At 35.5% G+C, this 24,836-nt stretch carries 20 protein-coding genes and 1 pseudogene; 11 read left to right on the forward strand and 10 right to left on the reverse strand.

Annotated features, from left to right (window positions below; genetic code table 11):
• The first annotated feature begins 7 nt into the window (after positions 1-7).
• The 5 genes from BALOs_RS01565 to BALOs_RS01585 all read left to right on the forward strand — a co-directional run bounded on the left by BALOs_RS01565 (position 8) and on the right by BALOs_RS01585 (position 4,351).
• Entirely contained in the window at positions 8-967 is a 960-nt protein-coding gene (locus BALOs_RS01565) for an ABC transporter permease subunit (RefSeq protein WP_233500257.1), read from the forward strand.
• Entirely contained in the window at positions 964-1,974 is a 1,011-nt protein-coding gene (locus BALOs_RS01570; protein ID WP_120404108.1) for an ABC transporter permease subunit, read from the forward strand. Before BALOs_RS01565 ends, BALOs_RS01570 begins: the two co-directional genes overlap by 4 nt.
• A 75-nt stretch (positions 1,975-2,049) precedes the next feature.
• Positions 2,050-2,769, forward strand: coding sequence for an ABC transporter substrate-binding protein (locus tag BALOs_RS01575; RefSeq protein ID WP_162929490.1), 720 nt, complete (start codon positions 2,050-2,052; stop codon positions 2,767-2,769).
• Positions 2,766-3,428, forward strand: a complete 663-nt coding sequence (locus tag BALOs_RS01580) for an ATP-binding cassette domain-containing protein (protein ID WP_120404110.1) — start codon at positions 2,766-2,768, stop codon at positions 3,426-3,428. Before BALOs_RS01575 ends, BALOs_RS01580 begins: the two co-directional genes overlap by 4 nt.
• The gene (locus BALOs_RS01585; RefSeq protein ID WP_120404111.1) at positions 3,425-4,351 is read left to right on the forward strand and encodes an iron ABC transporter permease; all 927 of its coding nucleotides are present in this window, start codon (positions 3,425-3,427) and stop codon (positions 4,349-4,351) included. The genes BALOs_RS01580 and BALOs_RS01585 overlap by 4 nt, the downstream gene beginning before the upstream one ends.
• Here the strand turns inward: BALOs_RS01585 and BALOs_RS01590 are convergent.
• Positions 4,341-5,429, reverse strand: a complete 1,089-nt coding sequence (locus tag BALOs_RS01590) for a S1C family serine protease (RefSeq protein WP_158536878.1) — start codon at positions 5,427-5,429, stop codon at positions 4,341-4,343. The two genes, BALOs_RS01585 and BALOs_RS01590, sit on opposite strands and share 11 nt — an antisense overlap.
• A gap of 124 nt (positions 5,430-5,553) precedes the next feature.
• On the opposite strand from BALOs_RS01590, the gene BALOs_RS01595 reads away from it, so the two are divergent.
• Complete coding sequence (locus BALOs_RS01595; protein WP_115362126.1) at positions 5,554-6,456, forward strand: phosphatidylserine decarboxylase; 903 nt, start codon at positions 5,554-5,556, stop codon at positions 6,454-6,456.
• On the opposite strand, the gene BALOs_RS01600 is transcribed toward BALOs_RS01595, so the two are convergent.
• Entirely contained in the window at positions 6,420-7,199 is a 780-nt protein-coding gene (locus BALOs_RS01600) for an endonuclease/exonuclease/phosphatase family protein (RefSeq protein ID WP_115362124.1), read from the reverse strand. The genes BALOs_RS01595 and BALOs_RS01600 overlap by 37 nt on opposite strands.
• 114 nt (positions 7,200-7,313) lie before the next feature.
• Here BALOs_RS01600 and BALOs_RS01605 point away from each other — a divergent pair, with 114 nt between their 5' ends.
• Entirely contained in the window at positions 7,314-7,619 is a 306-nt protein-coding gene (locus tag BALOs_RS01605; RefSeq protein WP_115362122.1) for a hypothetical protein, read from the forward strand.
• Positions 7,620-7,628: 9 nt separating this feature from the next.
• Positions 7,629-8,123 (forward strand): hypothetical protein, encoded by a 495-nt coding sequence (locus tag BALOs_RS01610; protein WP_120404112.1) that lies wholly within the window; start codon positions 7,629-7,631, stop codon positions 8,121-8,123.
• 3 nt (positions 8,124-8,126) lie between these two features.
• On the opposite strand, the gene BALOs_RS01615 is transcribed toward BALOs_RS01610, so the two are convergent.
• Positions 8,127-8,525, reverse strand: coding sequence for a hypothetical protein (locus BALOs_RS01615; RefSeq protein WP_115362116.1), 399 nt, complete (start codon positions 8,523-8,525; stop codon positions 8,127-8,129).
• A gap of 81 nt (positions 8,526-8,606) precedes the next feature.
• On the opposite strand from BALOs_RS01615, the gene BALOs_RS01620 reads away from it, so the two are divergent.
• Positions 8,607-10,319: an ABC transporter ATP-binding protein gene (locus tag BALOs_RS01620; RefSeq protein ID WP_120404113.1), complete on the forward strand. Its 1,713-nt coding sequence runs from the start codon at positions 8,607-8,609 to the stop codon at positions 10,317-10,319.
• A 15-nt stretch (positions 10,320-10,334) separates the two neighbouring features.
• On the opposite strand, the gene BALOs_RS01625 is transcribed toward BALOs_RS01620, so the two are convergent.
• The 3 genes from BALOs_RS01625 to BALOs_RS01635 are packed head-to-tail and all read right to left on the reverse strand — an operon-like array spanning position 10,335 to position 15,953.
• Positions 10,335-11,315: a glycosyltransferase gene (locus BALOs_RS01625; protein WP_162929491.1), complete on the reverse strand. Its 981-nt coding sequence runs from the start codon at positions 11,313-11,315 to the stop codon at positions 10,335-10,337.
• A gap of 8 nt (positions 11,316-11,323) precedes the next feature.
• Positions 11,324-15,007, reverse strand: coding sequence for a methionine synthase (gene metH / locus BALOs_RS01630; protein ID WP_120404115.1), 3,684 nt, complete (start codon positions 15,005-15,007; stop codon positions 11,324-11,326).
• Between the two features lies 1 nt (position 15,008).
• Positions 15,009-15,953, reverse strand: coding sequence for a methylenetetrahydrofolate reductase (locus BALOs_RS01635; RefSeq protein ID WP_120404116.1), 945 nt, complete (start codon positions 15,951-15,953; stop codon positions 15,009-15,011).
• 357 nt (positions 15,954-16,310) lie between these two features.
• On the opposite strand from BALOs_RS01635, the gene BALOs_RS01640 reads away from it, so the two are divergent.
• The gene (locus BALOs_RS01640) at positions 16,311-17,195 is read left to right on the forward strand and encodes a hypothetical protein (protein ID WP_158536876.1); all 885 of its coding nucleotides are present in this window, start codon (positions 16,311-16,313) and stop codon (positions 17,193-17,195) included.
• 2 nt (positions 17,196-17,197) lie between these two features.
• Positions 17,198-17,938: an inositol monophosphatase family protein gene (locus BALOs_RS01645; protein WP_120404117.1), complete on the forward strand. Its 741-nt coding sequence runs from the start codon at positions 17,198-17,200 to the stop codon at positions 17,936-17,938.
• Here BALOs_RS01645 and BALOs_RS01650 read toward each other — a convergent pair.
• The 4 genes and pseudogenes from BALOs_RS01650 to dnaG form a co-directional block, all read right to left on the reverse strand.
• A complete protein-coding gene (locus BALOs_RS01650) occupies positions 17,931-21,062 on the reverse strand; it encodes a DEAD/DEAH box helicase (RefSeq protein ID WP_120404118.1) in 3,132 nt (1,043 codons plus the stop codon). The two genes, BALOs_RS01645 and BALOs_RS01650, sit on opposite strands and share 8 nt — an antisense overlap.
• 104 nt (positions 21,063-21,166) lie before the next feature.
• Entirely contained in the window at positions 21,167-22,603 is a 1,437-nt protein-coding gene (gene rpoD, locus BALOs_RS01655) for an RNA polymerase sigma factor RpoD (RefSeq protein ID WP_233500263.1), read from the reverse strand.
• Positions 22,577-22,918, reverse strand: a pseudogene (locus tag BALOs_RS15535) (RNA polymerase sigma factor region1.1 domain-containing protein); the annotation flags it as partial. The pseudogene BALOs_RS15535 and the gene rpoD, both read right to left, overlap by 27 nt.
• A gap of 18 nt (positions 22,919-22,936) precedes the next feature.
• Complete coding sequence (gene dnaG / locus BALOs_RS01660) at positions 22,937-24,820, reverse strand: DNA primase (RefSeq protein WP_120404119.1); 1,884 nt, start codon at positions 24,818-24,820, stop codon at positions 22,937-22,939.
• Between the last annotated feature and the right edge of the window lie 16 nt (positions 24,821-24,836).

Here is a 24,836-nt window from a genome sequence, read left to right on the forward strand (position 1 = left end):
TATCCTTATGTTTGCGATGGTTAACCTGGCACCAGGTTCTCCAATCGAGCAAAAACTTCAGCAAATGAGATTTGGTGGAGTAGGACAAACAACATCGGATACAAGTTCAAATAATGGAGCTGTTTCACAAGAAGTTGTTGAAGCACTCAAGAAGCAATACGGCTTTGATAAACCATTACATATTCGTTATGTAATTTGGCTTAAAAACTTAGCAACGTTAGACTTTGGTGAATCGTTTACTTATGAAGAGCCAGTTATTGATGTTGTCATGAGTAAACTTCCGGTCTCAATTCAATTTGGACTTGTTTCATTCATCATGTCTTATTTGATATGTATTCCGCTGGGAGTAATTAAGGCCGTTAAGAGTGGAACGAAGTTTGATGCTGTATCATCTTTCATTTTATCAGGGCTTTACTCAATCCCTCCTTTCATGCTTGGTATTCTTCTTTTAGTTTACTTTGCCGGTGGTACTTTTGTTGACTGGTTCCCAATCGGAGACCTCGTTTCAGACTACTACGATGATCTAGGGATTTTTGGAAAAATTACAGATCGTATTTGGCACTTTGTGCTTCCTTTAATCGCATACATGGTAGGTCAGTTCACTGTTCTTACTCTTCTTATGAGAAACTCAATGTTAGATGTTATCTCTCAAGACTATGTACGTACTGCAAGAGCGAAGGGTCTATCTGATAAGATGGTCTATATGAAGCATGCTTTAAGAAATGCTCTTATTCCAATTGTTACAGGTTTTGGACACTTCCTATCACTATTCTTTGCTGGATCACTTCTAATTGAGCGTATTTTTAACCTTGATGGTATTGGACTACTTGGTTATCAGTCACTTTTAGAAAGAGATTATAACGTAATTATGGGACTGTTCTTCATTCAGACTGTTCTAATGTTCATCGGAAACTTAATCAGTGATGTTCTATACACTGTTGTTGATCCAAGGATTGATTTCTCATGATTGAAAAATTTATTGAAAATGAACTTACACTTAAAAGATGGAGACGCTTTAAGAAAAGAAAATCTGCTATCGCAGCTTGTATTTTCTTATTTGCATCATTGCTCCTAACGGCAGCTGCACCTTTAATTGCAAATAGTAAGCCTATCTATATGACATACCAAGGAAAGTCATATTTCCCTGTGTTTAAAGATTATCATCCAAGAGATTTTGGTATCACAAATGTTTATGTAACTGACTACCGAAAGCTTGATATGGATAGTGCTATTTGGCCAATTGTTAGATGGGACCCATACGAATCGAATAAAGATGTATATGAGTATCCAGCTCCTCCAAGTGATGAAAATATCATGGGGACAGATGATCGAGGACGTGACGTATTCACAAGACTTCTCTACGGTTATAAGTATTCAATCGCTTATGCATTCTTAGTTTGGCTTCTTTCGACTGTAATGGGAGTCTTCTCTGGTGGTATCATGGGATACTTTGGTGGGAAAGTTGACTTCTTCGGACAACGTGTTGTTGAGATCTTCAGTACAGTTCCAGTATTCTTATTACTTCTAACAATGATTTCAATTTTTAAGCCGACTCTAACGCTTCTAATTTTCATTTCTTCTATCTTTGGATGGATGGGAATGAGTTACTATGCTCGTGGAGAGTTCTTGAAGAATAGAAAGCAAGAATTTGTTGAAGCTGCTCGTGGAATGGGAGCATCGACTTCAAGAATTATTGTAAAACATATTCTACCAAATTCACTTGGGCCAATTATTACTTTTGCTCCATTTTCAATTGCTGCTGGTATTTCAGGACTAGCTTCACTTGATTACCTAGGGTTTGGACTTGCTGTTCCAACGCCATCTTGGGGTGAGTTATTAAATCAGGCACATCAAAACTTTAGAATTGCTTGGTGGCTAGCTGTTTATCCATCAGCTGCACTATTTACAAGTCTCTTCTTACTTGTACTCGTTGGAGACGGAGTAAGAGACGCACTTGATCCAAAAATGCAATAAGAGGTAAGCGTGAGAATATTCATCTTAATATTCTCCGCTCTCTTTTTCTTTAATATTTTCGCACAAAAATTTAGAGTGATTTCAACACTTCCTAGTTACACAGAAGCAATGTATTTTCTAGATGCACAAGATCTTCTTGTTGGTGTTTCGGATTATTGTAATTACCCGTCTGATGCTAAGAAGTTACCGCGCTTTGGTACTTCTTTTGAAATTAGCCTAGAGAAGCTCATTAAAGAGAATGTGAATACTGTCCTATTGGCCGAAGTTCAAGGGAGTCGAATAAAAGAAAATCTTGAAAAGGTAGGAATAAAGACAATTGTAATACCATATAAGAAGTTAGCTGATGCAACGGCAATGTTTGAAACTATTAATAAAAATTTCAATTTAGATAAAGATAAGCAAATAAAATTATTTCAATCAAAAATGAATTCATTATTAAGTCCTTTAAAGAAGAAGAAAAAGGTCTTAATGGTTATCGATGAGAAGTTTAAAAACTCTAAACTTCATGAATTGAGGGCCATTGGAACTGGTAATTACTTCAATGAAATTATTACCAGGCTTGGCGCAACAAATGTTGTCTCTAGTAATGGTTATCCTTTGTTAGACCTTGAAAACCTTTTAAAGCTCAAATTCGATATTTTAATTAGAGTTTCAGATCGAAAGATTGAAAATGCAAAGAATTGGAGATCTTCAATATTTAAGGATAAAATATACCTATATGAAAAGGACTATGCTGTTGTTCTTGGACCTCGAACTTTAAACTTAATAGAAGACTTCAGAGAAATATTAAAATGATTAAACTAGAAAATGCATCCATTGACAGTCGAGTTCAAGTGGAGCGCTTTGTGTTGAGCGAGAAAAGCTGTGGTGTCATCGGTCCAAATGGAGCAGGTAAGTCTAGTTTTTTGAAAATGATTGCACAACTTGAAGAGTTTCAAGGGAATATCATATGTGAAGGTGATGTTGCCTATTGCGGTGATGCAACCTCTTTACAGAGTGATATGCTTGCTAGTGAGGTACTTTTTTATGCACGTGGAAATAAGGCCCAAAATCCAGACTTTTTAAATCGTCTTATAAAACATTTTAATTTTACAACATTACTCAATCGCCCTGTCTCAACATTAAGTGGTGGTGAAAAACAGCGATTAAATATAATCTCAATCTTTTATTATGATTGTGATTATACGCTCTTAGATGAACCAACTAATTATTTAGATCCTATATACGTTGACTTACTTTCTGAATTTTTAAAGAGCTGGGAGAAGTCTCTTTTTATCGTTAGTCATAATCTAAATTTTGTAATTGATAATTGCCAACAACTTCTTGCCTTCAATGATGGTTGTGTGAGCTTTGATGGGAAAACTTCAAAAGCTTTAGATGACAAAGCATTTGATAAAGTCTTTTTAAAAGAATTCAATTATCAAAGCTTTGATGGAAGAAGGTATATTTTATGAAAAAAGGTATCCTGCTTTATTTTGTCGCTATTATAGTAATCGCTCTTGCGCCTTTTTTAGGACGTAGCGGATTTATTGATTTTGATAAGCAGGGTCTCTATATATTAGAAAACTTAAGATTTCCTCGTGTTTATTTGGCCTTTATTGTTGGTGGACTTCTTTCTATTATTGGAAATACTACACAAGTCATTTTTAGAAATCCTTTGGCGACACCTTATACATTAGGTTTTTCAAGTGTTGCTGCACTCGGATTAGCAATTGCTGAACTCGGATTTGAAAGTTACTCATTAGGTGCTTATATTGCCCTATCTTCAACATTTCTATTTATTCTTCTATTCCTATATTTAAATAAGTTTTCGTCTCAAAAAGTTCTTCTCTTTGGAGTGTGCTTATCAATATTTTCTTCAAGCGCTATCGTCTTTGTTCAAAGTCTACTTGGAAATGAAAGTATTGCACGTCTAATAAGATGGATGATGGGAAGCCTTTCAATTGTTGGTTTTGAAAGCTTTACTTATACATTACCTCTCTACTTAATCGGCCTCGTCTTTTTTATCGCGAATCGAAGAAATTTGGCCATGATATCAATTGGTGAAGACTTTGCAAAAACAAGAGGAGTTAAAACTCGTCAAGTTAATGCAACTCTGATTTTAATTTCAAATCTTCTTGTTGCAATCATTGTGTGGCAATGTGGACCAATTGGCTTTGTTGGGCTTATTATTCCGCATATTACAAGACGCTTGATAAGTGCAAATTATCAAAAGAATCTACTTCCAACTTTTATTTTTGGAGGCGCTTTCTTAGTTCTTTGTGATCTCTTATCTAGGGTTATATTGGAGAATAGTATTATTCCAATTGGTGCGATTACAGCATGTGTTGGAGCACCAGTATTAGTACTCCAACTGTTTAAAAAGCCTAGCGCTTAATTTCTTCTAGTTTAACTTTTGCTTTCTTAAGTGCGCTACCGCGACGGTATAGAACTTCGACAATATCACCAACTTTGTATTCGTAGAGAATATTAAAAATATCATCAAAATCGTTAATTTCCTTACCATCTACTTTTAAGATAACATCTCCTAGCTTCACTTCTCTTGTTCTAGGATTTTGTGAAAGACCTTTTAGTCCGGCCTTCTCAGATGGCCCGCCTGGCCTTACACTTTGTATTGGAAGCCCTTTTTCTAGGTCTATTCCGTAGAAGTAAGCAAGCTCTCTTTTTTCAGCAATAGCAATTCCTAGTCCTGGTCTTTTAACCATTCCGAACTTGATTATTTGAGGGACAATTTTCTTAACGATATTAATTGGAACAGCAAATCCAACTCCTGCCGATGATCCTGAGCTTGAAAAGATCATTGTGTTAACACCAATAACATTTCCAGAAGAATCAATAAGTGGTCCACCAGAGTTTCCTGGATTAATTGAACTATCTGTTTGTAACATTCCGCGAATTTCTACTCCACCAATTCCTTGTATTCCTCTTTGTTTTGCTGAAATAATTCCTGTCGTCACTGTTGCATCCAGACCAAATGGTGATCCTATGGCAATTGCTTTTTGACCGACTTGAACATTATTTGAATCTCCGGTCTTTAATGGAGTAATATCTCTAGGGACTTCTAGTAACTTTAATACAGCGATATCCTTTGCTGGCTCAGTTCCGACAAGTGTTGCTTTGTATTCTTTTTTATTATTATTAAAACGAATTAAGAAATTATCGGCGCCTTCAACGACATGATAATTGGTAATAATATGTCCATTTTTGTCCCAGATCCATCCAGAACCTTCACCTTTTACGACTTCTCTTGTTGATGAGCTAAAGAAGAAGCCGCGACGTGCTCTTAGCTTGCCAAGACTAGAGATATTCACAACAGAGTTCACTGAATCTTTAAATATAGAAATAGTATTCTTTTCAGACTCTAATCTTGCTTGGCCCTCGTTAAATAATGCATGCGTATTAAACGAAGCTAGTAATAAAAAAGTTAAGAAAAAATGTCCTATTTTTGTTCTCATAATAATCCTCATATTCTTTTTATTAACTCTTTTGACGCTTATCCCATTATACATATATAATCATATTTAATGAATTCTTGATTCAGATAAATGTCAAATTTTTGTAAGAACTCTGAGGGGATAAGTGGATATACGCTATTATAATCGATATACGAATAAGGTTGAAGTTGAAAAGGTTTATGGAGATGGAGCTGTTCGTTTTTTATACTCAAACCCTATTGGAAAGCTTTTGTCTGGTGCTGTTACTTCATCAATAGTGTCGACTTTCTATGGTGAATTACAAAGTATGACATTTACAAAGAATAAAATTCCAAAATTTGTAAAAGATTTTGAAATTAACCTTGATGACTATTTGCCAGCTGAAGGCCGTTCATTAGATGATCCATATGGTAGCTTCAACGAATTCTTTATTAGACGATTCAAAGATGGTAAGCGTGAATTTAATGCCGCTGAAAACGAAATGCCTGCTTTTAGTGAAGCGAGATATTTTGGATATGAATCAATTCAGAATAGTTATAAAATTCCAGTAAAAGGAAAGTATTTAAATTCAACTGAATTACTCCAGAATAAGAAGTGGCAGGATGTCTTTAATGATGGCCCACTATTATTGGCAAGATTGTGTCCAGTTGATTACCACCGATTCCACTATCCACTAGATGGACAAGTCATTGACTATTATAAAGTTGATGGTACTTATCACTCGGTAAATCCCATTGCTTTAAAAATGAAAAATGATATTTTTTCTACGAATATACGTGAAGTAACGATTATCGAGACTGAAAAGTTTGGAAAATTAGCTTATGTTGAAGTAGGGGCCACGATGGTTGGCCGTATTGTTCAAACAAGTGATCTTAAAGAATGTAAGCAAGGTCAGGAAAAAGGTTACTTCCTCTTTGGTGGATCGACTGTAATTGTATTAGGTGAAAAAGGTAAGTGGTCACCTTCAGACGATATAATCAATAATACAAAAAATGGTATTGAAACTTATATTCACTTAGCAGATATCGTTGCAACTACAGGAAAGTGATCCGACGGGTATATCCCATCACTTTCTTCCTTGTGCATTAAGATCTCTTCGCATTTTAATTTATCTTTTGAACAAAGAATCCAATCAATGCGTGAGCCATCTTCTCGTTGTCCTTTAAAGCTATGGTGACTTTCACATTCTTCATGCTTGTGCTCAAGCCATGGGTCTATGAGCTCGGGGATTCTTTGATTGATAATTGAGCGCACTTGCTCAAAAGGTGATTCGTTAAAGTCTCCTGTCAGTATGACTGGATAATCAGACCTTAGACGGTTTATTTCATTGATAAGAACATTTATTTGCTCTTGTCTTGTATTAGTCTTTAAATGATCAAGGTGAGCATTCACAACAAAGAATTTCTTATTATTTGCTCTTGCTTCTAAAATTGCCCATGTACATACTCTAGGAAACGCACTTCCAAATGATTTTGAAGCTGCTATATACGGTGTCTCAGATAGCCAGATGTCTCCAGAGTGAATAAGTTTAAATTTTGAAGGCCTATAATATATAGAGGGATACATTCGATCATCGATCCATTGACGATTTTCTTCAACAATCTTAAGTCCTTGGAGCAGTCCTTCAAGGTCCTTTAGTTGAGGTTGCCACCCTTCTTGGGTTCCAATAATATCAGGATGATAGCCATTAATTGCGCATGCCAGAAGCTTTCTTCTATTGTGCCAATCGTGCTCTCCATCTGCTGGATTATCGAAGCGAATATTTGATGTAATTACTGTGAACTTAAACATATTTCATTAATGAAAACATATTTTTCATCAATAGAAAAATAGAAAACACCAGATTCAGCACTCTTGGCCTTAATTATCTCTTACATTTACTTTCCTTTTAACTAAGGAGGACTGATGTCTAAACAAATCGAATTATTTAATGAAGTAAGAAAAAGGTACCCTGATTATACCTATAAAAAGTTATCAGCTTTATTTGAAATTCAACAAACACGACTATTTCGCTTGATGACTGGTGCGTGTGATTTAAAGGCCAGTGAATACTTTATTATCAAAGAAAAATTAGAATCGAATTCATCGGAGATTGGAGAATTAATCCAGTTCTTAGAAAAGCATTCATTTGGCTTAAGTCGTAATGATTGTATTGAGTTTAAAAGTGAAATTGAAAATAAATTATTTCTTAGAAAATTAATTGGTGCTTAGGGAGCTGATATGACACGTTTACTTATGATTGAAAGAGCTATTTTAGAATCTTGTGGAAATAGTAAAAAAACAATATTTGAGATCGCTGATGAAACAGGTATTGATATTTCCATGATTGGTACCCTTTGTATTCGCTTGAAGAAAAAAGGAATACTAGCGAGAAATCAGAATCACTATTATATAAATAAAGATGCAAATAGCTTAGTCGTTGCGAATTCTCCAGAGAATATTAGAAAAGAAGTTCGCGAAGTAACAAATTCAATGATTGAGAATTACTTTACAAGAAAAGAAAATCGCTCTCTTAAACTACAAAAAGTATATGTTGATAAAACAGAAGAATTAATTTTAAACTCAATGCTTGATCAATTAAATCGCTTCGTTGAAGACTTACAGAAAAATCATAAGAAAAACTCAAGAAATATCGTAAAAAAACAAAAGGTTCTTATGTGGGGACACGGTAATTATAACGATTTAATTGAAAGCTCTCTTCAATTAGCGAGATAATATTTAACCTACGAATCCGAACTCGTTGAGCATTTTTTCAACGAGTTCTTTTAAATTGTATTTTAGCATTTTATTTTCCGGAGACATTGTTGAACATTCAATATATCCAATCATTTTTTTGAAGTCAGTTTTTCGGCCTTGATTTTCTAACCAATTATCAAATAGAATTATTGCTTCAATCCATTCACGAACAGAGTATTGAGTTTTATCAATATAAGAAAAAAGGAGCTCTCCATTTTCTTTATGATTCGGCGATGACTTTAGATGCTTTTGTAGGTAACTAAAGATTGTTTTTAATTCATCTTCGCTTCTTATATTATTTAGTAATAATTCCAGCCTTTCATCAGATAAAAAGCTAATTGGGTATTGTGCCCTGAGTCTTTGGAAATAGTTTTCAGTCATAGTACCTAACATGGTGTGCAAATTAATAATTTTGTTCTAAACTAACGAAGTTATCTATTTATAATTTAGCAAGGGTTTTACATGTTTGAAACTATTAAAAATATATGGCCATTGATACATCGCCATCGCTTACGAGTTATCGGAAGTATGCTCTTTGGTGTTGGAATGGCCTTGATTAAAGGTGGGCAAGTTGCGCTCATTGGTCCTTTATTTAATAAAGGTTTATCACCTGATTCGACTATGGAAGATATCTTGAGTCTTGTAGGTCTTCTATGTTTACTTGCCTTGATTAACTTGCCGGTAAGATTCTTTCATTTTTATTGGATGGAATATTCAATGAATGATGCTATCTGTGAGATTAGAACGAAGATTTATTCAAAAATCCAAGATATTCCAATCTCATTTTATACAACAACAAAGCAGGGTGATGTCATTTCAACAATCTTAAATGATACAATGATCTACTCTCAGGGGATTAGTGGAATTATCACTATGGTCCGTGAACCAGTGACGCTGATTGTACTTCTTGGTTATGCATTTTATATCGACTGGCAGCTAACTTTAGTTACTTTTGCAATCTTACCTCTAATGCTCTTTGTTTTTACATTCTTTGGAAAAAGGGTACGTGCCCATCAAGAAGATGTTCAAAGGCGCCTATCTGACATGACTCATATTATTGGTGAAGGTGTTGGTGGACAAAAAATTATCAAGGCTTTCAATCTTCAAGACTATACAAGAAATTTTTTCAAAAGTTATCAGAGAGAGTTTTTTGATTTTCAAATGAAAGCAGAAGTGATGAGGCAGTTTTCTCATCCTCTAGTTGAATTTATTACAACTTTAACTCTTTCTGCCGTTATTGTTTTTGCTCAGATTAAGATTTCTGGAAGTTCAATGAGTACGGGAGACTTTATTACTTTTATTGGTATCATGGCAATGATTCAAGATCCGATTAGAAAAACTAATGACGGAAACCTGAAGATTAATCAGGCACAAGCGGCAGAGAAAAGAATTTTTAAGTTTTTAAAAGTTGAAAATGAAGCTGACCCTGGAACTCAAGAAAACTTTGAATTAAAAGAAAGAATTTCATTCAAAAACTTAGACTTCTCGTATGGTGAGAACCAAGTCATCAATAACTTAAGCTTTGATATTGAAAAAGGTGAGAAAGTAGCGTTAGTTGGACTTTCTGGATCAGGTAAATCGACCTTGATTAATGTTCTCTTAGGCCTTTATCCAGTTAAAAAGGGAAGTTATAAGATTGACGGAGTTGACTCTTCTGACTTTACACTTAAAGGCTTACGCGAATACTTTGGCCTTGTTTCTCAGGATATTTTCTTATTTAACACTACAATCAGAGAAAACCTGATGTTAGGTAAAGATGTATCGGAAGAGAAGTTGGAGGAAGCACTAAAGGTTGCTCATGCAACAGATTATATTAATGAACTACCTGAAGGGCTTGAGACTATTATAGGTGATCGAGGAGTGCGGCTTTCAGGAGGTCAAGCTCAGAGGTTAACGATAGCCCGTGCTTATCTTCAAGATAATGATGTATTTTTATTTGATGAAGCTACTTCTGCCTTAGATAATGAATCTGAAAAAGTCGTTCAAGAATCATTAAATGATCTTGCAAAGAATAAGACAGTTGTTGCAGTTGCTCATAGGCTTTCAACAATTCAAAATTACGATAAAATAATTGTTCTAAAAGATGGACAAAAGATTGAGCAGGGACGTCACGAAGAACTGATGGCCTTAGGTGGTGAGTACAAAAAACTATATGAATTAAGTATGAGATCTTAAGATAGTGAAGGCTACCTAGAATGGTAGCCTTTTTCCTGCTCTAAATGGGTGTATCCACTCTGGAGCCACTTTATTTAGCTTTTCACCAGACATGACAATTTTATACTTTTCTAAAAAGTCATTTGTGAAGTTTTCCATAGAAAAGTTCTTTAAAGCATAATTTCTAATATATTCACGATCATAAATGTCTTTAGTTGTATTAAAGTATTCGATGATCTCTTCATGAGAATAGAATGTTCTTCCTGTACCTTCCACAATTAAATCAGGAAGTGAGCCAAAACTTGAGCCAAATACTGGTAGACCTTGAGTCATGGCCTCAATAATTGCTAATCCAAAAGGCTCATGCCAGCGAACTGCAAACAAGAGTGCATCACATTCGCGCATTAGATCAAGCTTGTGTTGTCCTCCTACCATTCCATGGTTATGAATGAGGGGATGCCAACCAAATAACTTTGAACCACCGCCACAAATATGAAGATGCTTATTTGTCTGTCTTGCTATCTTTACTGATTGTTTTAAATTCTTAACTCGCCAAGATGCTTTTGCTAGAAATAGAAGATTCTTAATATTTTTAATCTCTTTTTCTTTATAGATGGCAGGATACTCTTCCATATCAAGGCAGTTGTTTACGTAGCTTGTTGATCCATGATTCCTTGCATGGGACTTGGAAACAAAAACAGTGTTTAGATCAAACTTTTCACCAGGAAAACCATTACCTCCAATATTAATTAAATAAGGAATATCAAGTTTTATATCATCATTGAAAAATTGATGAATAACATCTGTGTTATCAGGTACAAGTTGTTGCCAATTATCTTTCTTTGACCAAGGTATATGTTGAATACCGTATTCTGTAACCTGGCTCTCTGCTGGTCCAATAAATGTAACCTTATGTCCGAACTTAATGAGTTCTTTCATATGCCAAAAAACAAGTCTTTCGACACCACCATATGTTTTGATTGGAAGAGCGGTGTGATGATGAATACAAACGTGCATATTAATTCCTATAGAATTGGCCTTAGCCATCTTTCAATTTCTTCTACTTTCTGATTTTTTTGTTTGGCATAAGACTCAACTTGGTCCTTTGCAATATTCAAAATATTAAAGTATTTTGCGCCAGGGTTAAAGAAAATGTAGCCTGACACTGAGCTCGCTGGATACATCGCATAGCTTTCAGTTAAGATTGCACCAGTATGTTCTTCAACCTTTAGGTATTCCCAGATTTTACTTTTTTCAGTGTGATCTGGGCAAGCAGGGTAACCAGCGGCAGGTCTAATTCCTGTATACTTTTCTTTTATAAGCTCCTCAAGTGAGAGTTCTCGCTCTTTTTCAATTCCACACATTTGTCGTGCTCTTTCGTGGATTAATTCAGCATAAGCTTCAGCTAAGCGATCTCCAACGGCCTTAACCATAATTGAAGTATAGTCATCACCTTTGTCTTCAAAAGTTTTTGCATACTCTTCAACCTCTTTACCAATTGTAACGACAAAAGACCCGATATAGTCTTGTTTATCTCCTTTAGGAAGAATGTAGTCTGCTAGAGATAAATAAGGTCGATCATTTTGTGTTTTCTCTTTTTGTTGGCGTAAGAAATTAAAAGTACCAAATTCATTCTTATTTTCATCGAGAAGGATTACTTCCTCTTCTTTTGAATATGCTGGCCAAAATCCAAGAACGGCTTTGGGTTTAAAACGATTATTATCGATAATATCATCGAGAATATCCTGGGCCTCTTGATATAACTTCTTAGCTTCTTCACCATAATCTTTATGAGAGAGAATATTTGGATAAATTCCTTTAAGCTCCCAAGTCCAGAAGAAAGGAGACCAATCAATATACTTGGCAATTTCTTTTACTTCAATATCGTCGAACTTTCTTTCACCGATATACGGAGGGGTAAATTCCTTAAAGGTATCCTCTGGATTGATGCGGTTTCTCTTACGAGCTTCCTCAAGAGGTATTGTCGCCTGAACAGAGTCTTTTTTATTTTCAAAATACTCTTTTGTTCTTTTTTGATTATCTCTAAGATCCTTAATAAAGTTTTCGCGAAGCTTTTCATTTAATAAGCTGTTACATATTCCAACTGTTTGAGATGCATCTCCTACATGAACGACTGGACTTGTACATTCTGGTGCAATTTTTACTGCAGTGTGTGTCTTACTTGTTGTGGCACCACCAATTAGAACTGGTGTTTCAAGTCCTTGACGATTAAATTCTGCAACATTATGGATCATTTCATCAAGTGAAGGAGTAATCAGACCACTAAGGCCAATGATTTTTGCATTATGTTCTTTTGCTGCCTTTATTATATCTTCACAGCTTACCATAACACCTAGGTCGACAACGTTATATCCATTGCAGGCCATTACAACACCAACAATATTCTTACCGATGTCGTGAACATCACCCTTTACTGTTGCGATAACAAAAGTATTCTTCTTACTTTTACCTTCCTTATCTTTTTCCATGTATGGTTCAAGATAGGCGACAGCTTGTTTCATGACTCGAGCACTCTTAACTACTTGTGGGAGAAACATTTTCCCTTCACCGAAAAGTTCTCCAACAATACCCATACCATTCATTAATGGGCCTTCGATAACATCAAGAGGTGAGCCTAGCTCTTGTCTTGCTTGCTCGACATCTTCTTCAATAAACTTTCCAATCCCTTTTACAAGAGAGTGAGAGATTCTTTCTTGAAGAGTGCCTTCACGCCAAGATAAGTCATCTTCTTTAGCTTTTGATTTAACGCCTTTAAATTGTTCGGCGTAGTCTATTAGTTCATCTGTTGCATTTTCTTTACGATTAAAGAGAACGTCTTCAATTTTTTCTAATAGCTCAGGTTTAATATTTTCATAGACTTCAAGCATTCCAGCATTAACAATCCCCATATCAAGACCTGCTTTAATTGCATGATAGAGAAAAGAGCTATGCATTGCCTCGCGAACGACATTATTTCCTCGGAAAGAAAATGAAATATTTGATATCCCACCACTAGTAAGTGCACCAGGGCAAGTCTCTTTTATTTCTCGTACTGCTTCGATGAAGTTAATTGCGTAATCATTATGTTCTTCAATTCCTGTTCCAACAGTTAGAACGTTTGGATCGAAAATGATATCTGTTGCTGGAAAACCAACCTCTTCTGTTAGAATCTTGAATGCTCTTTGGCAGATTGAAACTTTTTCTTCTTTTGAAGCAGCTTGTCCTTTTTCATCAAAGGCCATAACAACAACGGCAGCTCCATATTGAAGGATCTTCTTAGCATGTTCTTTAAATTGTTCTTCCCCCTCTTTTAGCGAGATTGAATTCACAATACTTTTTCCTTGAACACACTTTAGACCTTCTTCGATAACTTCCCATTTTGAAGAATCGATCATAATTGGTACTTTGCAGATATCTGGCTCAGAAGCGATAAGGTTTAGAAACTTCACCATACAAGCCTTAGAGTCTAGAAGACCTTCGTCAAAGTTGATATCAATTATATTGGCACCATTTTCAACTTGTTGGCGGGCAACATCTAGTGCCGCTTCAAAGTTTTCTTCTCGTATTAATCGAGCAAAGCGAGGAGAGCCTGTTACATTTGTTCTCTCTCCAACCATGATAAAAGGTCTTTGCCCATGGTGATTTAAATTCAGTGGCTCAAGCCCTGATAGTCTTTGAGTCTCAGGTAAATCGTGAATACTACGAGGCTTAATATCTTTTAAATGATTATAAATTGCATTGATATGCTCTGGTGTTGTTCCACAACATCCACCCACAATATTAACAAGTCCAGACTCTGCAAAATCAGTTAGAAGGGAGGCCGTTTCATTTGGTTTTTCATCATAACCAGTATCACTTAGAGGATTAGGCAGCCCTGCATTTGGATAGCAGGAGATATAACAATTTGAAACTCTTGATAATTCTTCAATATATGGACGCATCTCTTTTGCACCTAAAGCGCAGTTAATACCAACGCTAAATGGCCTTGCGTGTTCGATTGAATTCCAAAATGCCTCAACAGTTTGTCCTGAGAGGGTTCTTCCCGAGGCATCAGTAATTGTAACTGAAAGCATAATAGGAGTATCAAGATTATTGTCATCGAGATACTTTCTCATTGCAAAAATTGCTGCTTTTAGATTTAAAGTATCAAAGGAAGTTTCTGCAAGAAGTAAATCGGCGCCACCATCAATTAGCCCTTTTGTTTGTTCGTAGTAATTATCCACGAGCTCATCAAAAGTAATCCCGCGGAATGCAGGATTATTAACATCAGGAGAGATCGAAGCCGTTTTATTTGTCGGCCCAAGGGCCCCTGCTACATAGCATTTCCTATCAGGATTCTTATCCATAAATTCAAGGCAAGCTTCTTTTGCAATCTTTGCAGCTTGAACATTTATTTCATAGGCATATTCACTGAGGTTATAATCGTCTTGTGCGATTCGCGTTCCAGAGAATGTATTTGTCTCAATGATATCAGCACCGGCTTCGAGATAATTTAGATGAATTTCTTTTATAATTTCAGGACGAGTCAGATTTAATAGGTCATTGTTTCCCTTAAGATCAATTTTAGTATCTTTAAAAATATCACCACGGAAGTCTTCTTCTTTTAGATGGTATTGTTGAACCATTGTTCCCATAGCACCATCAAGAAACAGAATTCGGTTTTTTATTTTATCTTCAAGCTGACTACGAATATCAGTTACATTTGTCATCTTAGTATAGGCCCTTTAAAACTTTTGATACATTTTCACAGTCGTTCATGACATAGAAGTGAACAGAAGGAACATTTGCATTTAATAACTCCTCTGTTTGTTTACGTGCCCAGTTGATTCCAATCTCAATAATGTGATCAGGGTTTTCATGGGCCTCTGCTACAAATTCATCAGGAAAATCAACGTAGAAGTGACGAGGAACATTTGAGAATTGATTCATTCTCTTTATTACCTTTATTCCTGGTACGATCGGAACAGTAATGCCAGCTTCGCGACACTTATCAACAAATTCAAAGTACTTGCTATTATCAAAAAACATCTGAGTTACAATATAATCAGCTCCAGCATCTACTTTCTGTTTTAAGTAATGGATATCTGTTGCAAGATTAGGGGCCTCGAAATGCTTTTCTGGATATCCAGCAACTCCAACACAGAAGTCTAGTGGAAAACTATTTGAAATATCGTCGAGGTATACACCTTTATTAACATCACTAATTTGCTCAACAAGATCTTTGGCATAGAAATTTCTCTTTCGAGAAAGATCATATTTCTTATTGTAATTAAGAGCGTCGCCTCGCAATGCTAATACATTGTGAATCCCTAGGTAGTTAAGTTCGATTAGAGCATCTTCGGTTTCTTCTTTAGTGAAGCCTTGAGTGAGAAGGTGAGTTACAGTATCGATCTTAAAGCGATTTTGAATAACTCCACAAATACCAACAGTACCTGGACGTTTTTTATAGATTTTTCTTTCAACAGAACCATCACTTTTTTCATTATAATATGCACCAGCGGAATGAGCTGTTACATCAACCCATGAAGGATTGAATGGTAAAAGTTTTTTTACAATATCAGTTACTGCAGAAATATTCTTTCCTCTTGGTGGAGGAACAATTTCAAAACTAAATAATGGACTTGTGGCCTTATCGATGTGTTCAATTACTTTCATTAAATCTAAATCCCTATGTGTTTGTTGTGAAACCTTATTTTAATCATTTATAAGCGATAAATAAAGCTTTAAGGGAAGGTAGGGGCCTCAAGTTTTGAGGCCTTAGGTTAATTCGAATGAATCTGAGTAATTTGAATTTTTAGACTATTGAGGCAGGACGAATGAGGGAAAATTTATTTAAATAAATCCATCAATTTGTTGAAGATGTTTTATCTAAGGACTCTTCGATTTCGTATATTTTCTCTATTTGGAATGCAGAGGTGATTTCATATTGGAATAATATAAGTATTATCAGGGGTTTATGAGTTTCATGTTGAAAGAAAAGCTGATATGATAGTAATAAGTGAGGATTCATCGATGGAAGAGAATCAAGTATACCATTTAGAAAGTGAATTTATTCGCGTATCAGTATCGTCTCTTGGGGCGGGACTTCTTTCTATCTTTGACCTCGAGTCAAATGTTGAATACCTTTGGCAGGGGCATCCTACTTTACATCCATGGAAGCCTCAAATTCAATTTCCAATAGTAGGAAAGCTTAAGGATGATCAATACTGGCTTGGCCGTAAGTATTATCGCATGCAAAAGGATGGTTATTTAAAAGAGCTTCTATTTGAAGTAAAGAACCAGAGGCGCGATCGTATAACCTTTGTCCACACAAATACTAATGACACAGAGCTCATCTTTCCTTTTCGTTATAGTATAGAAATAACTTATATGGTCTATGGGCCAAAGCTTACAGTTTCATTTGTTATTAAAAATCTAGATAAGAAAGAGATGTTCTTCTCCCTTGGATTTGGGCCTACATTCAATCTCCCATTAGGGTATGAAAGTGTCGAAGACTGCTTTATCGAATTAGATCGTGAAGAAGAAAGAGGAGCTTACTTTTTAGAAAATGATCTCGTTAATTTTCATGATGCCGATAATAAGAAGATTATGAATAACCGAAGGATTTTTGTTAATCAAGAGAACTTCAGAGGCGAAGAGATGGTCTTTAAGGACATTATTTCTTCAAACGTTACTCTTAAGAACTTAGTTAATGAAAAATCAGTAAATATAGACTTCGGAAATATACCATATCTATCGATATGGACTTATCCAGGTGCAAAATTTGTTCGTATTTCACCAGCATTTGGAGTTACTGATGCTCTAGACTCAAATAATGACTTCTATATGAAAGAAGGACTTGTTGATCTTGAACAAGAAAAAACTTTTAAGCATGAGATCGTCTTTCACATAAGGTAGATATGTATCGAAATGAATTAGATAAAATAAAAGAAGGTATTCACAATAAACTAGAAAGCTTGTCTTGGGGAGATATGTCCATTGAAAGAAAAGCAGATAAGAGTATTGTTACTGAATTTGATATTTTTGTTTCGGACTATATAAAGAAGGTCTTTGAAGAGTCTGGTCATAATTATAATTTTTTTTCAGAAGAAGATCAGGAACGTTTTGAATTTCCTGTCATTGTGCTTGATCCAATTGATGGAACACGTGAGTTTGCCAAAGGTTATGGTGAATGTGCAGTTTCGATGGCGATATTGTATTCGGCAGATATCAAAGATGAAAGAAACTTTGGCTGGATCTATAATCCATTTACAGGGTTTGAAATTACAAGTGATGTGAAGTTTCCATTGGGAAGTCGACATGCCCATGCTGATGCTATAAATATAATGATTTCTCGTTCAGAGTGGGAGAAGGGTGCATATAAGAAGGACTTCTCGAAGAATTTCCGTATTGCTCCACTCGGCTCAATCGCTTTTAAACTTGGACTTCTTGCCGCAGGCGCATGTGAATGTGTTATCTCATTTCGCGATAAGAATATTTGGGATATCGCCGCTGGAGTAGTGATATGTCATTCAAGAGGAATTTATTCTGATGAAATCATTGATCTAGCAGACAAGAAGCTTAATGGGCCATTTATTTTTTGCCGTGATGAGCTAAAAGATATTGTCCATGAAGAAATTGAGCGCTTGAAGTCTAGTTAAAGAGCTCTTCAAAGTCTTTCATTGTTAATTTACCGCTAAATAACTCATCTTCATCTTCAGGAAGAAGTTCTTTAAATAGCTCTCTTTTGATCTCTTGTAACTTTAAGACTTTCTCTTCAACAGAGCCTTTAATAATTGGCCTAAAAACGTTTAGAGTATTTTTCTGACCGATACGGTAAGCTCGGTCAATGGCCTGAGATTCTACTGCTGGGTTCCACCATGGATCCATTATGAATACATAACTTGCTGCTGTTAGGTTTAGACCAACACCACCGGCTTTAAGAGAGATTAAAAATAACTTCGTTTTTCCACTTTGGAACTCATCAACTGCCGCTTGACGTTTTTTTACGTTAAGAGAGCCATCGATTCTAGAGTACTTCCAAGTCTGCTCGTCAAAGGCCGAACCAATGATATCAAGATATGTTGTAAACTGTGAGAAGATAATGACTTGATGACCTTCTTCAACAATTTGCTCTAAACTTTCAATGAGATAGTCCACTTTAGTAGAGGCCAAGCTTCGAATATTTTTTGTCATCTTATTCGAATGATTTTGCCAAAGGCAACTTTGTCTAAGTTCGAGAAGACCTTTTAGAATCTCACCATACTTCTTATTCTTTGGAGCATTATTAATATTGTTCTTAATTGACTGAAGTTTATTCTTATAAAATTCTTCTTCCTCATCATTGAAGCTAAGAAGAACATTATTTTCTAGTTTCGGAGGTAAGTCTGTCAGAACCTGGCTCTTTGTTCGTCTAAGAATAAAAGGTGCAGCTGTTTTTCTAGCATATACTCGTGACTTAGGTGTTGAGCTCGATCTTATAAATCGTAGATCTCCCCAAATTCCAGGAATACTTAAGTCGATAATATTATAGAATTCTGCCAAATCATTTTCGACAGGCGTACCTGTGAGGCAAACTCTAAAGTTTGCTTTAATCTTTCTAGCTGAATGAGCACCGAGAGATCTCATATTCTTTAAATGCTGGACTTCATCGAGAACCAGAATGTCATAATTTGTTTCTTCAAATTCAGCTTCAAGCTCTCTCTTTAAGATACCGTATGAAGTTAGAATAACTTTTGCTTTACCATCTTCTGGAAGCTCTCTATCTGCGCCATGATAAATATGGACATCAATATTTGAAAATTTCTTAAACTCATTCTCCCAGTTCAGTAGGAGAGAGACAGGGCAAACAATTAGAACCTTATCGATTTCGTCATAGATGCTATCGATAAAAGCAATTGTCTGAATAGTCTTACCAAGACCCATATCATCGGCAAGGCAGGCTCCAAGCTTATTTTCATAAAGAAAGTTTAGCCAATTATATCCTGTTTTTTGGTATGGCCTTAAAATATCATCAAAGTGCTTTGATAGTGGGTAATCAGGGATACCTTCAAGGTTTTGTAGACGTTCACAAAGTGCAACTTCTTCATCTGTTAGAGCTCCTTCAAGCCCAATCTTTTTGAGTTCAAAAAGTTCAAATATTCTTGCGCGAGAAAATGGTAGGATGAATTTTTTGAATTTACCTTCCTGTACTTCTTCTTTTGCTTCAAACTTTGTATATTTTTGAACAAACTTTAAAAGATCCTTTTGCTCATTATTTAAAAGGACGACGCCACTTTTTGTAATGGCGATATTATTTTCTAGATCGACATTCTTTATAACATCTTGATCGAGCTCATCGATCTCTAACTCGAGATCAAACCAGCCTGAACGTCCAATTTGCTTTCTTTCAAAGCGAATACGAGAGTTCCAGCTTTTGAGTTCATTATTATCGTAAAAGATCTCAACACCATAAGGTTTAGTCACACTAAATAGTTTTGAAAGTCCTTGAGTGATTTGAGACATGGAAACTTGAAAAATAACTTCGTTACTATCTCTATAATGATAAGAGTAGCGGAAGAAATGATCTCCAAACTCTGTAACCATGATTTTAAAAATTAATCGTTGAAGTTTATTATCATATTTATAGAGTTTATGATTTTCATGATCAAAGCTAAGTGTATATTCTTTGCTTACAACTTCAGAGATGATACGAATCCAAGCTGACTTTTTACTCTTACCAGAAAGAGATTTCTTGTAACTATCAACACCTGTTTCAAAATAGTGCTGAACTTCTCTTAAGAAGTTATATGCTTCACTTTTCTTTCTAAATAAATCGAGGTATCCACCTTCAAAAGTAAGGGAAGAGAAGAATTGTGGTGGTCTTGTTCTCTTATCTTCCTTATTAAAGAACTCTACAGAAAAGTTATTATATCCCTTTCTCTGAGAGTTATTGATATAAACTCTTAAATCAGGGGACTCAATTTCATTAATATCAAATTCATTACCTTCTACTTCAAAGGAAATATACTTTTTTAATCTTTCTGAGTAGGCGAGATTTAGTGCATCATCAATTTTATAAGAGTGAATATTAGATCTTAGAGATGATACAAATTCTCTTACTTCACTTGGAAGAGAGAAGAGTTCACCAGTATCCCAATTGAAGAGATAAAGGTTTTCAAAAACGCTTATATTACGATGGGTTTTATCGTCCTCTTTAATAGCAAAGCGAATACTTGATTTTAAGTCGTCTTGAAAATCAATTCGCTGCTCTTTATTAGGAGCGATATTAAAGACAAGTTTTCCGTTTAATGTTTCAGGAATTGGAAATTCAATCGTCTTCTTATTAGTAAGTGAATAATTAAGAGTTGAATATGTTGGCCCATGTGGAGCATTTTCTAATTCATGCGGGCCATTAATAATAGTTCCGTACTCAAGAGGGTAGACACCATATCCTCCGATTGGGGGAAGTTGTGTACTATTGTCACTTTGGTCGCCAGAAGTGGCCATATAATACATAAATAGGGCCGCAGTATGATGACAATGTTTCTCAGCTGTCCACTCTAAACAATCACAAGTGGTTGAAAGTGGTGGCTCATCAGTACCTTCAAGACGTTTTTTATAGACGACTTTAGATTCGTAAGGACGATCTTCTTTAATGATTCCTGTTGTGATGAGGTAACCATCAAGACTACCTTTCTTAAATGAAAGGGATACTTTTCCATAGCCGAGAAGTTTTCTGGCCTTAGAAATGGCCAACGTCGTAAAATATTTTTTTGCTAGATCGAGTCCAGGTTCTTGTGTCATAAATAAGCTTTATCTTTAAAAGTCTTATTATAACGTAAAATTAGAGAATGTAATAGTCATTGTTCTGTTAAAAAGAAAGGCCCCTGAATAGGGGCCTAAAATACTTAACTATTTTCGATATACGATTTTAGAAGTTTTGCTCTCGATGGGTGTCTTAGCTTACGAAGCGCTTTTGCTTCAATTTGTCTAATACGCTCACGAGTAACGAAGAAGTCTTGACCAACCTCTTCTAAAGTGTGGTCTGACTTTTCACCAATACCAAATCTCATTCTAAGAACTTTTTCTTCTCTTGGTGTAAGAGTTGAAAGTACTGAACGAGTTTGCTCAGATAATGTAATACTCATTACAGCATCGGCAGGTGAAATGATCTTCTTATCTTCAATGAAGTCTCCAAGAGATGAATCTTCTTCTTCTCCAATTGGAGTTTCAAGAGAAATTGGCTCTTTAGAGATCTTTTGAACTTTCTTAACCTTATCTACTGGCATTTCCATTTTCTCAGCAATTTCTTCTGGAGTTGGTTCACGCCCAAGTTCTTGGATAAGTTGTCTTTGAGTTCTAACCATCTTGTTGATTGTTTCAATCATGTGAACTGGGATACGGATTGTTCTTGCTTGGTCAGCAATGGCACGAGTAATTGCCTGACGAATCCACCAAGTTGCATAAGTTGAGAACTTGTAACCACGACGATACTCAAATTTATCAACTGCTTTCATTAGACCAATATTTCCTTCCTGAATTAGGTCAAGGAATTGTAGTCCACGGTTTGTATATTTCTTAGCAATTGAAACAACAAGTCTTAAGTTGGCTTCAACAAGTTGAGCTTTCGCGCGGTCAGCTCTTTCTTCACCATTAGTGATAATCTTATAAACAGTTTCGATATCATCAAAGCTCATTCCAGCTTCTTGAGATAATCTTCTTAGTTTTCTAAGGATATCTTCCTGGTTACGAACAAGTTGTTCTACTTTAGCATCTGTTGTGAAAAGCTCTTTTGCAAATGCACGTTTAAATGCATCGTCTTCCATAATCTTCTCATGAAGTTCACGGTATGCTTCAATTGTCTCTACTTCAAGGAATTTAAAGATACGATCTTGTTGTTCGTAAAGGTCTTTAAATTGTAGATAGTATTTCTTAACTGGCTCAACAAAGCTATTAATGATTTTTCTATTGAAAGTTAGATCAGCAAGATCTGTTGCAATACGGTCCATTCTTTCTTTCTCTGATTTAGAGAATTTTTCAAATGTTCCATCATCTTCATTAACGTTTTCATTGTAGATACTTGTTAATTCATCACAAAGGTTGATGATTGTCTTCTTAACTTTATCAACATCTTTTTGAGTTGATTCGTCATCAAGACCACGTACAAGTTCTCTAACAAACTCTGTCGGGTTTTCTAGTTCAGTAATACGATCTTTTAGAGTGATGATCTCTGCGATTGCGTGTGAAGACTTTAGACATGAAAGAATAATTTCTCTTTCACCTTCTTCAATTTCTTTTGCAATTACAACTTCGCCTTCTCTTGTTAGAAGAGCGACAGATCCCATTCTCTTTAAATATAATTTTACTGGATCAGTTGAGGCACTTCTAAGTTCAGCTTTCTCTTCTTTAGAAAGTGTTTCTTCGATAATTTCTGTACCATCAAGTTTGATCCCCTCATCTTCTTCTTCAAATTCTTGCTCTGTAATTTCGATTTCAGCTTCGTTGATAGCAAGCATGATGAGGTCAAGTTCTTCAGGAGCAATGATACTTGCTGGAATCGCATCATTGATTTCTTCTGGAGTCAGGGTGTCTTGATCCTTACCTCTAGAGATAAGTTTTTCAAACCCCTTTGATTTTAAAAATTGTGCAGCACTTGACATGTTCGGTTTCTCCAATTTTTACTTCAAAGTAAATAACTTTTTTTCGATGTCGTGAATCTCTTTTAACAACTCAGTTAATTCAGATTGAGTTTTTATCTCACTTCTTTTTAACTTTAGGAGTTGTCTTTTTTCTCTAAGATTTTCTTTAATTAATTTTTTTCGAAGGTCATTAATTATTTTTACAGCTTTCTCTTTTTCTAGTTGGATTCCTTTATTTTTTATAATGCCTTTTTTGATAATTTCTTCAAGGCCGTATTCGGAAGAACTCGAAAGTGCAAAGTTTTTAAATTCCCTCTGATCTATCTCAAAGATTAAATTTTTTAGATTCAAAATATATTCTTTTACCCTATCTGACTGCATAAAATCAAGTAGATCGGTCATTTCATCATACTCAAGGCAATCCGGATGTTCAATGATAGCAAGTAATAAAGTTTCCTCTGTTTTGGAAATCTTATCCTCTTCTTCAGGGTAACTTGGCATCCCGTTTGCAGAGTCTTCCACAAAGTTTGCCATATAATCTTCATCGTATGCAGGAGGTTCCTCTTGCGGGGTATTTTGATTAGTAATTTTAGGTTGAAAAGTTGAGCTCTTCGAATCTTTTAAGAATTGTCCATAGTTATCGAGAATACTCTCTTTACTAGACTCTAGGCCAAGTTTCTTTGCCCATGAGACAAGCCTTTCATTGGCATTAAGGTCATTGCCAAGAGGTGAAACAATATCAAAGGCTTGTTTAAGAAGATTTAACTTTTCGTCGAGAATCTCTATTGGTCGCTTAGGAAGCAACTTGTTAAATTCATAGTCAATAAAGGCCTGGGCATTATCAATTCGATCTTGGAAAGCAAGAGTACCTTCTTTATCAAGAAAGTCATCAGGATCTTTATGTGGAGATAAGTCGACAAACTTAGGTAAAATACCGTGTTCCAAGAATTGGCGGTTTGTTCTTTGCGATGCTTTATATCCTGCTTCATCATTATCCAGAGCGAAATAAATATTTTTCGTCATAGACTTAAGTGTGCGCAGGGAATTGTCACCAAGGGACGTACCCATGATGGCAACGCTATTTTCGAATCCTTTCTTGTAAGTTGCAATTTGGTCCATATTTCCTTCTACGACGATAACGCTATCGCGCTTTCTAATGAAAGATTTTGCAAGATGGAGGCCATAGAGTAGGTTTCTCTTATTAAATATGAACGATTCTATAGAATTCATGTACTTAGCGTGTTGATACTCGTGAATTCTTCGGCTTGTGAAGCCAATAACTTTACCGTAGTGGTCCCAAATAGGAAACATAATACGCTCCCTGAAAGTATCATAATGGGACCCATTATCTTTATTGTGTTTAATAATTCCTATTTTTAAGGCCGTTTGAAGAATTTCATTTCGGTCTTTTTTGGGAAGAGAGCATACATAGTCATAGACACTATTCTTCTTTGGGGCAAACCCTAGTTGATAGAGGTCAGCAATCTCATCACTCAAGTGACGATTTTTTAGAAAGTCTAGATACTGCTCTGGCTTGAGGTTTCGGCCAGATTGAAAATATATAGTTGATGCCACCTTAAGTAGTTTTTCAGCATAAATGAACTCTTTGGATTTCTCTTTCTTATTTGTGTAAGAGTCAAAATCAATTCCAAATTTGTCACATATATCCTTCATTGCTTCAATGAATTCCATGCTTTGCAGGTTCATAACAAAGTCAAAGTGACTGTGACCGGCTCCACATGAGAAGCATTTATACATTCGTTTATCGTTGACGACAGACATAGAAGGGTTTGTGTCATCATGGAAAGGGCAGACTCCATAGAGATTATTTCCCTTTCGAACTAAGTGCACACCATAGCGCTCGATTAAATCTGAAATCGGGATCTCGTTGACGATTTTTTCGCGCAGTTGTTGTAAAGACATGTGTGTGACTAACCTA

It is taken from the genome of Halobacteriovorax sp. BALOs_7 (assembly GCF_003612895.1).
GTDB classification, from domain to species: Bacteria; Bdellovibrionota; Bacteriovoracia; order Bacteriovoracales; family Bacteriovoracaceae; genus Halobacteriovorax_A; species Halobacteriovorax_A vibrionivorans.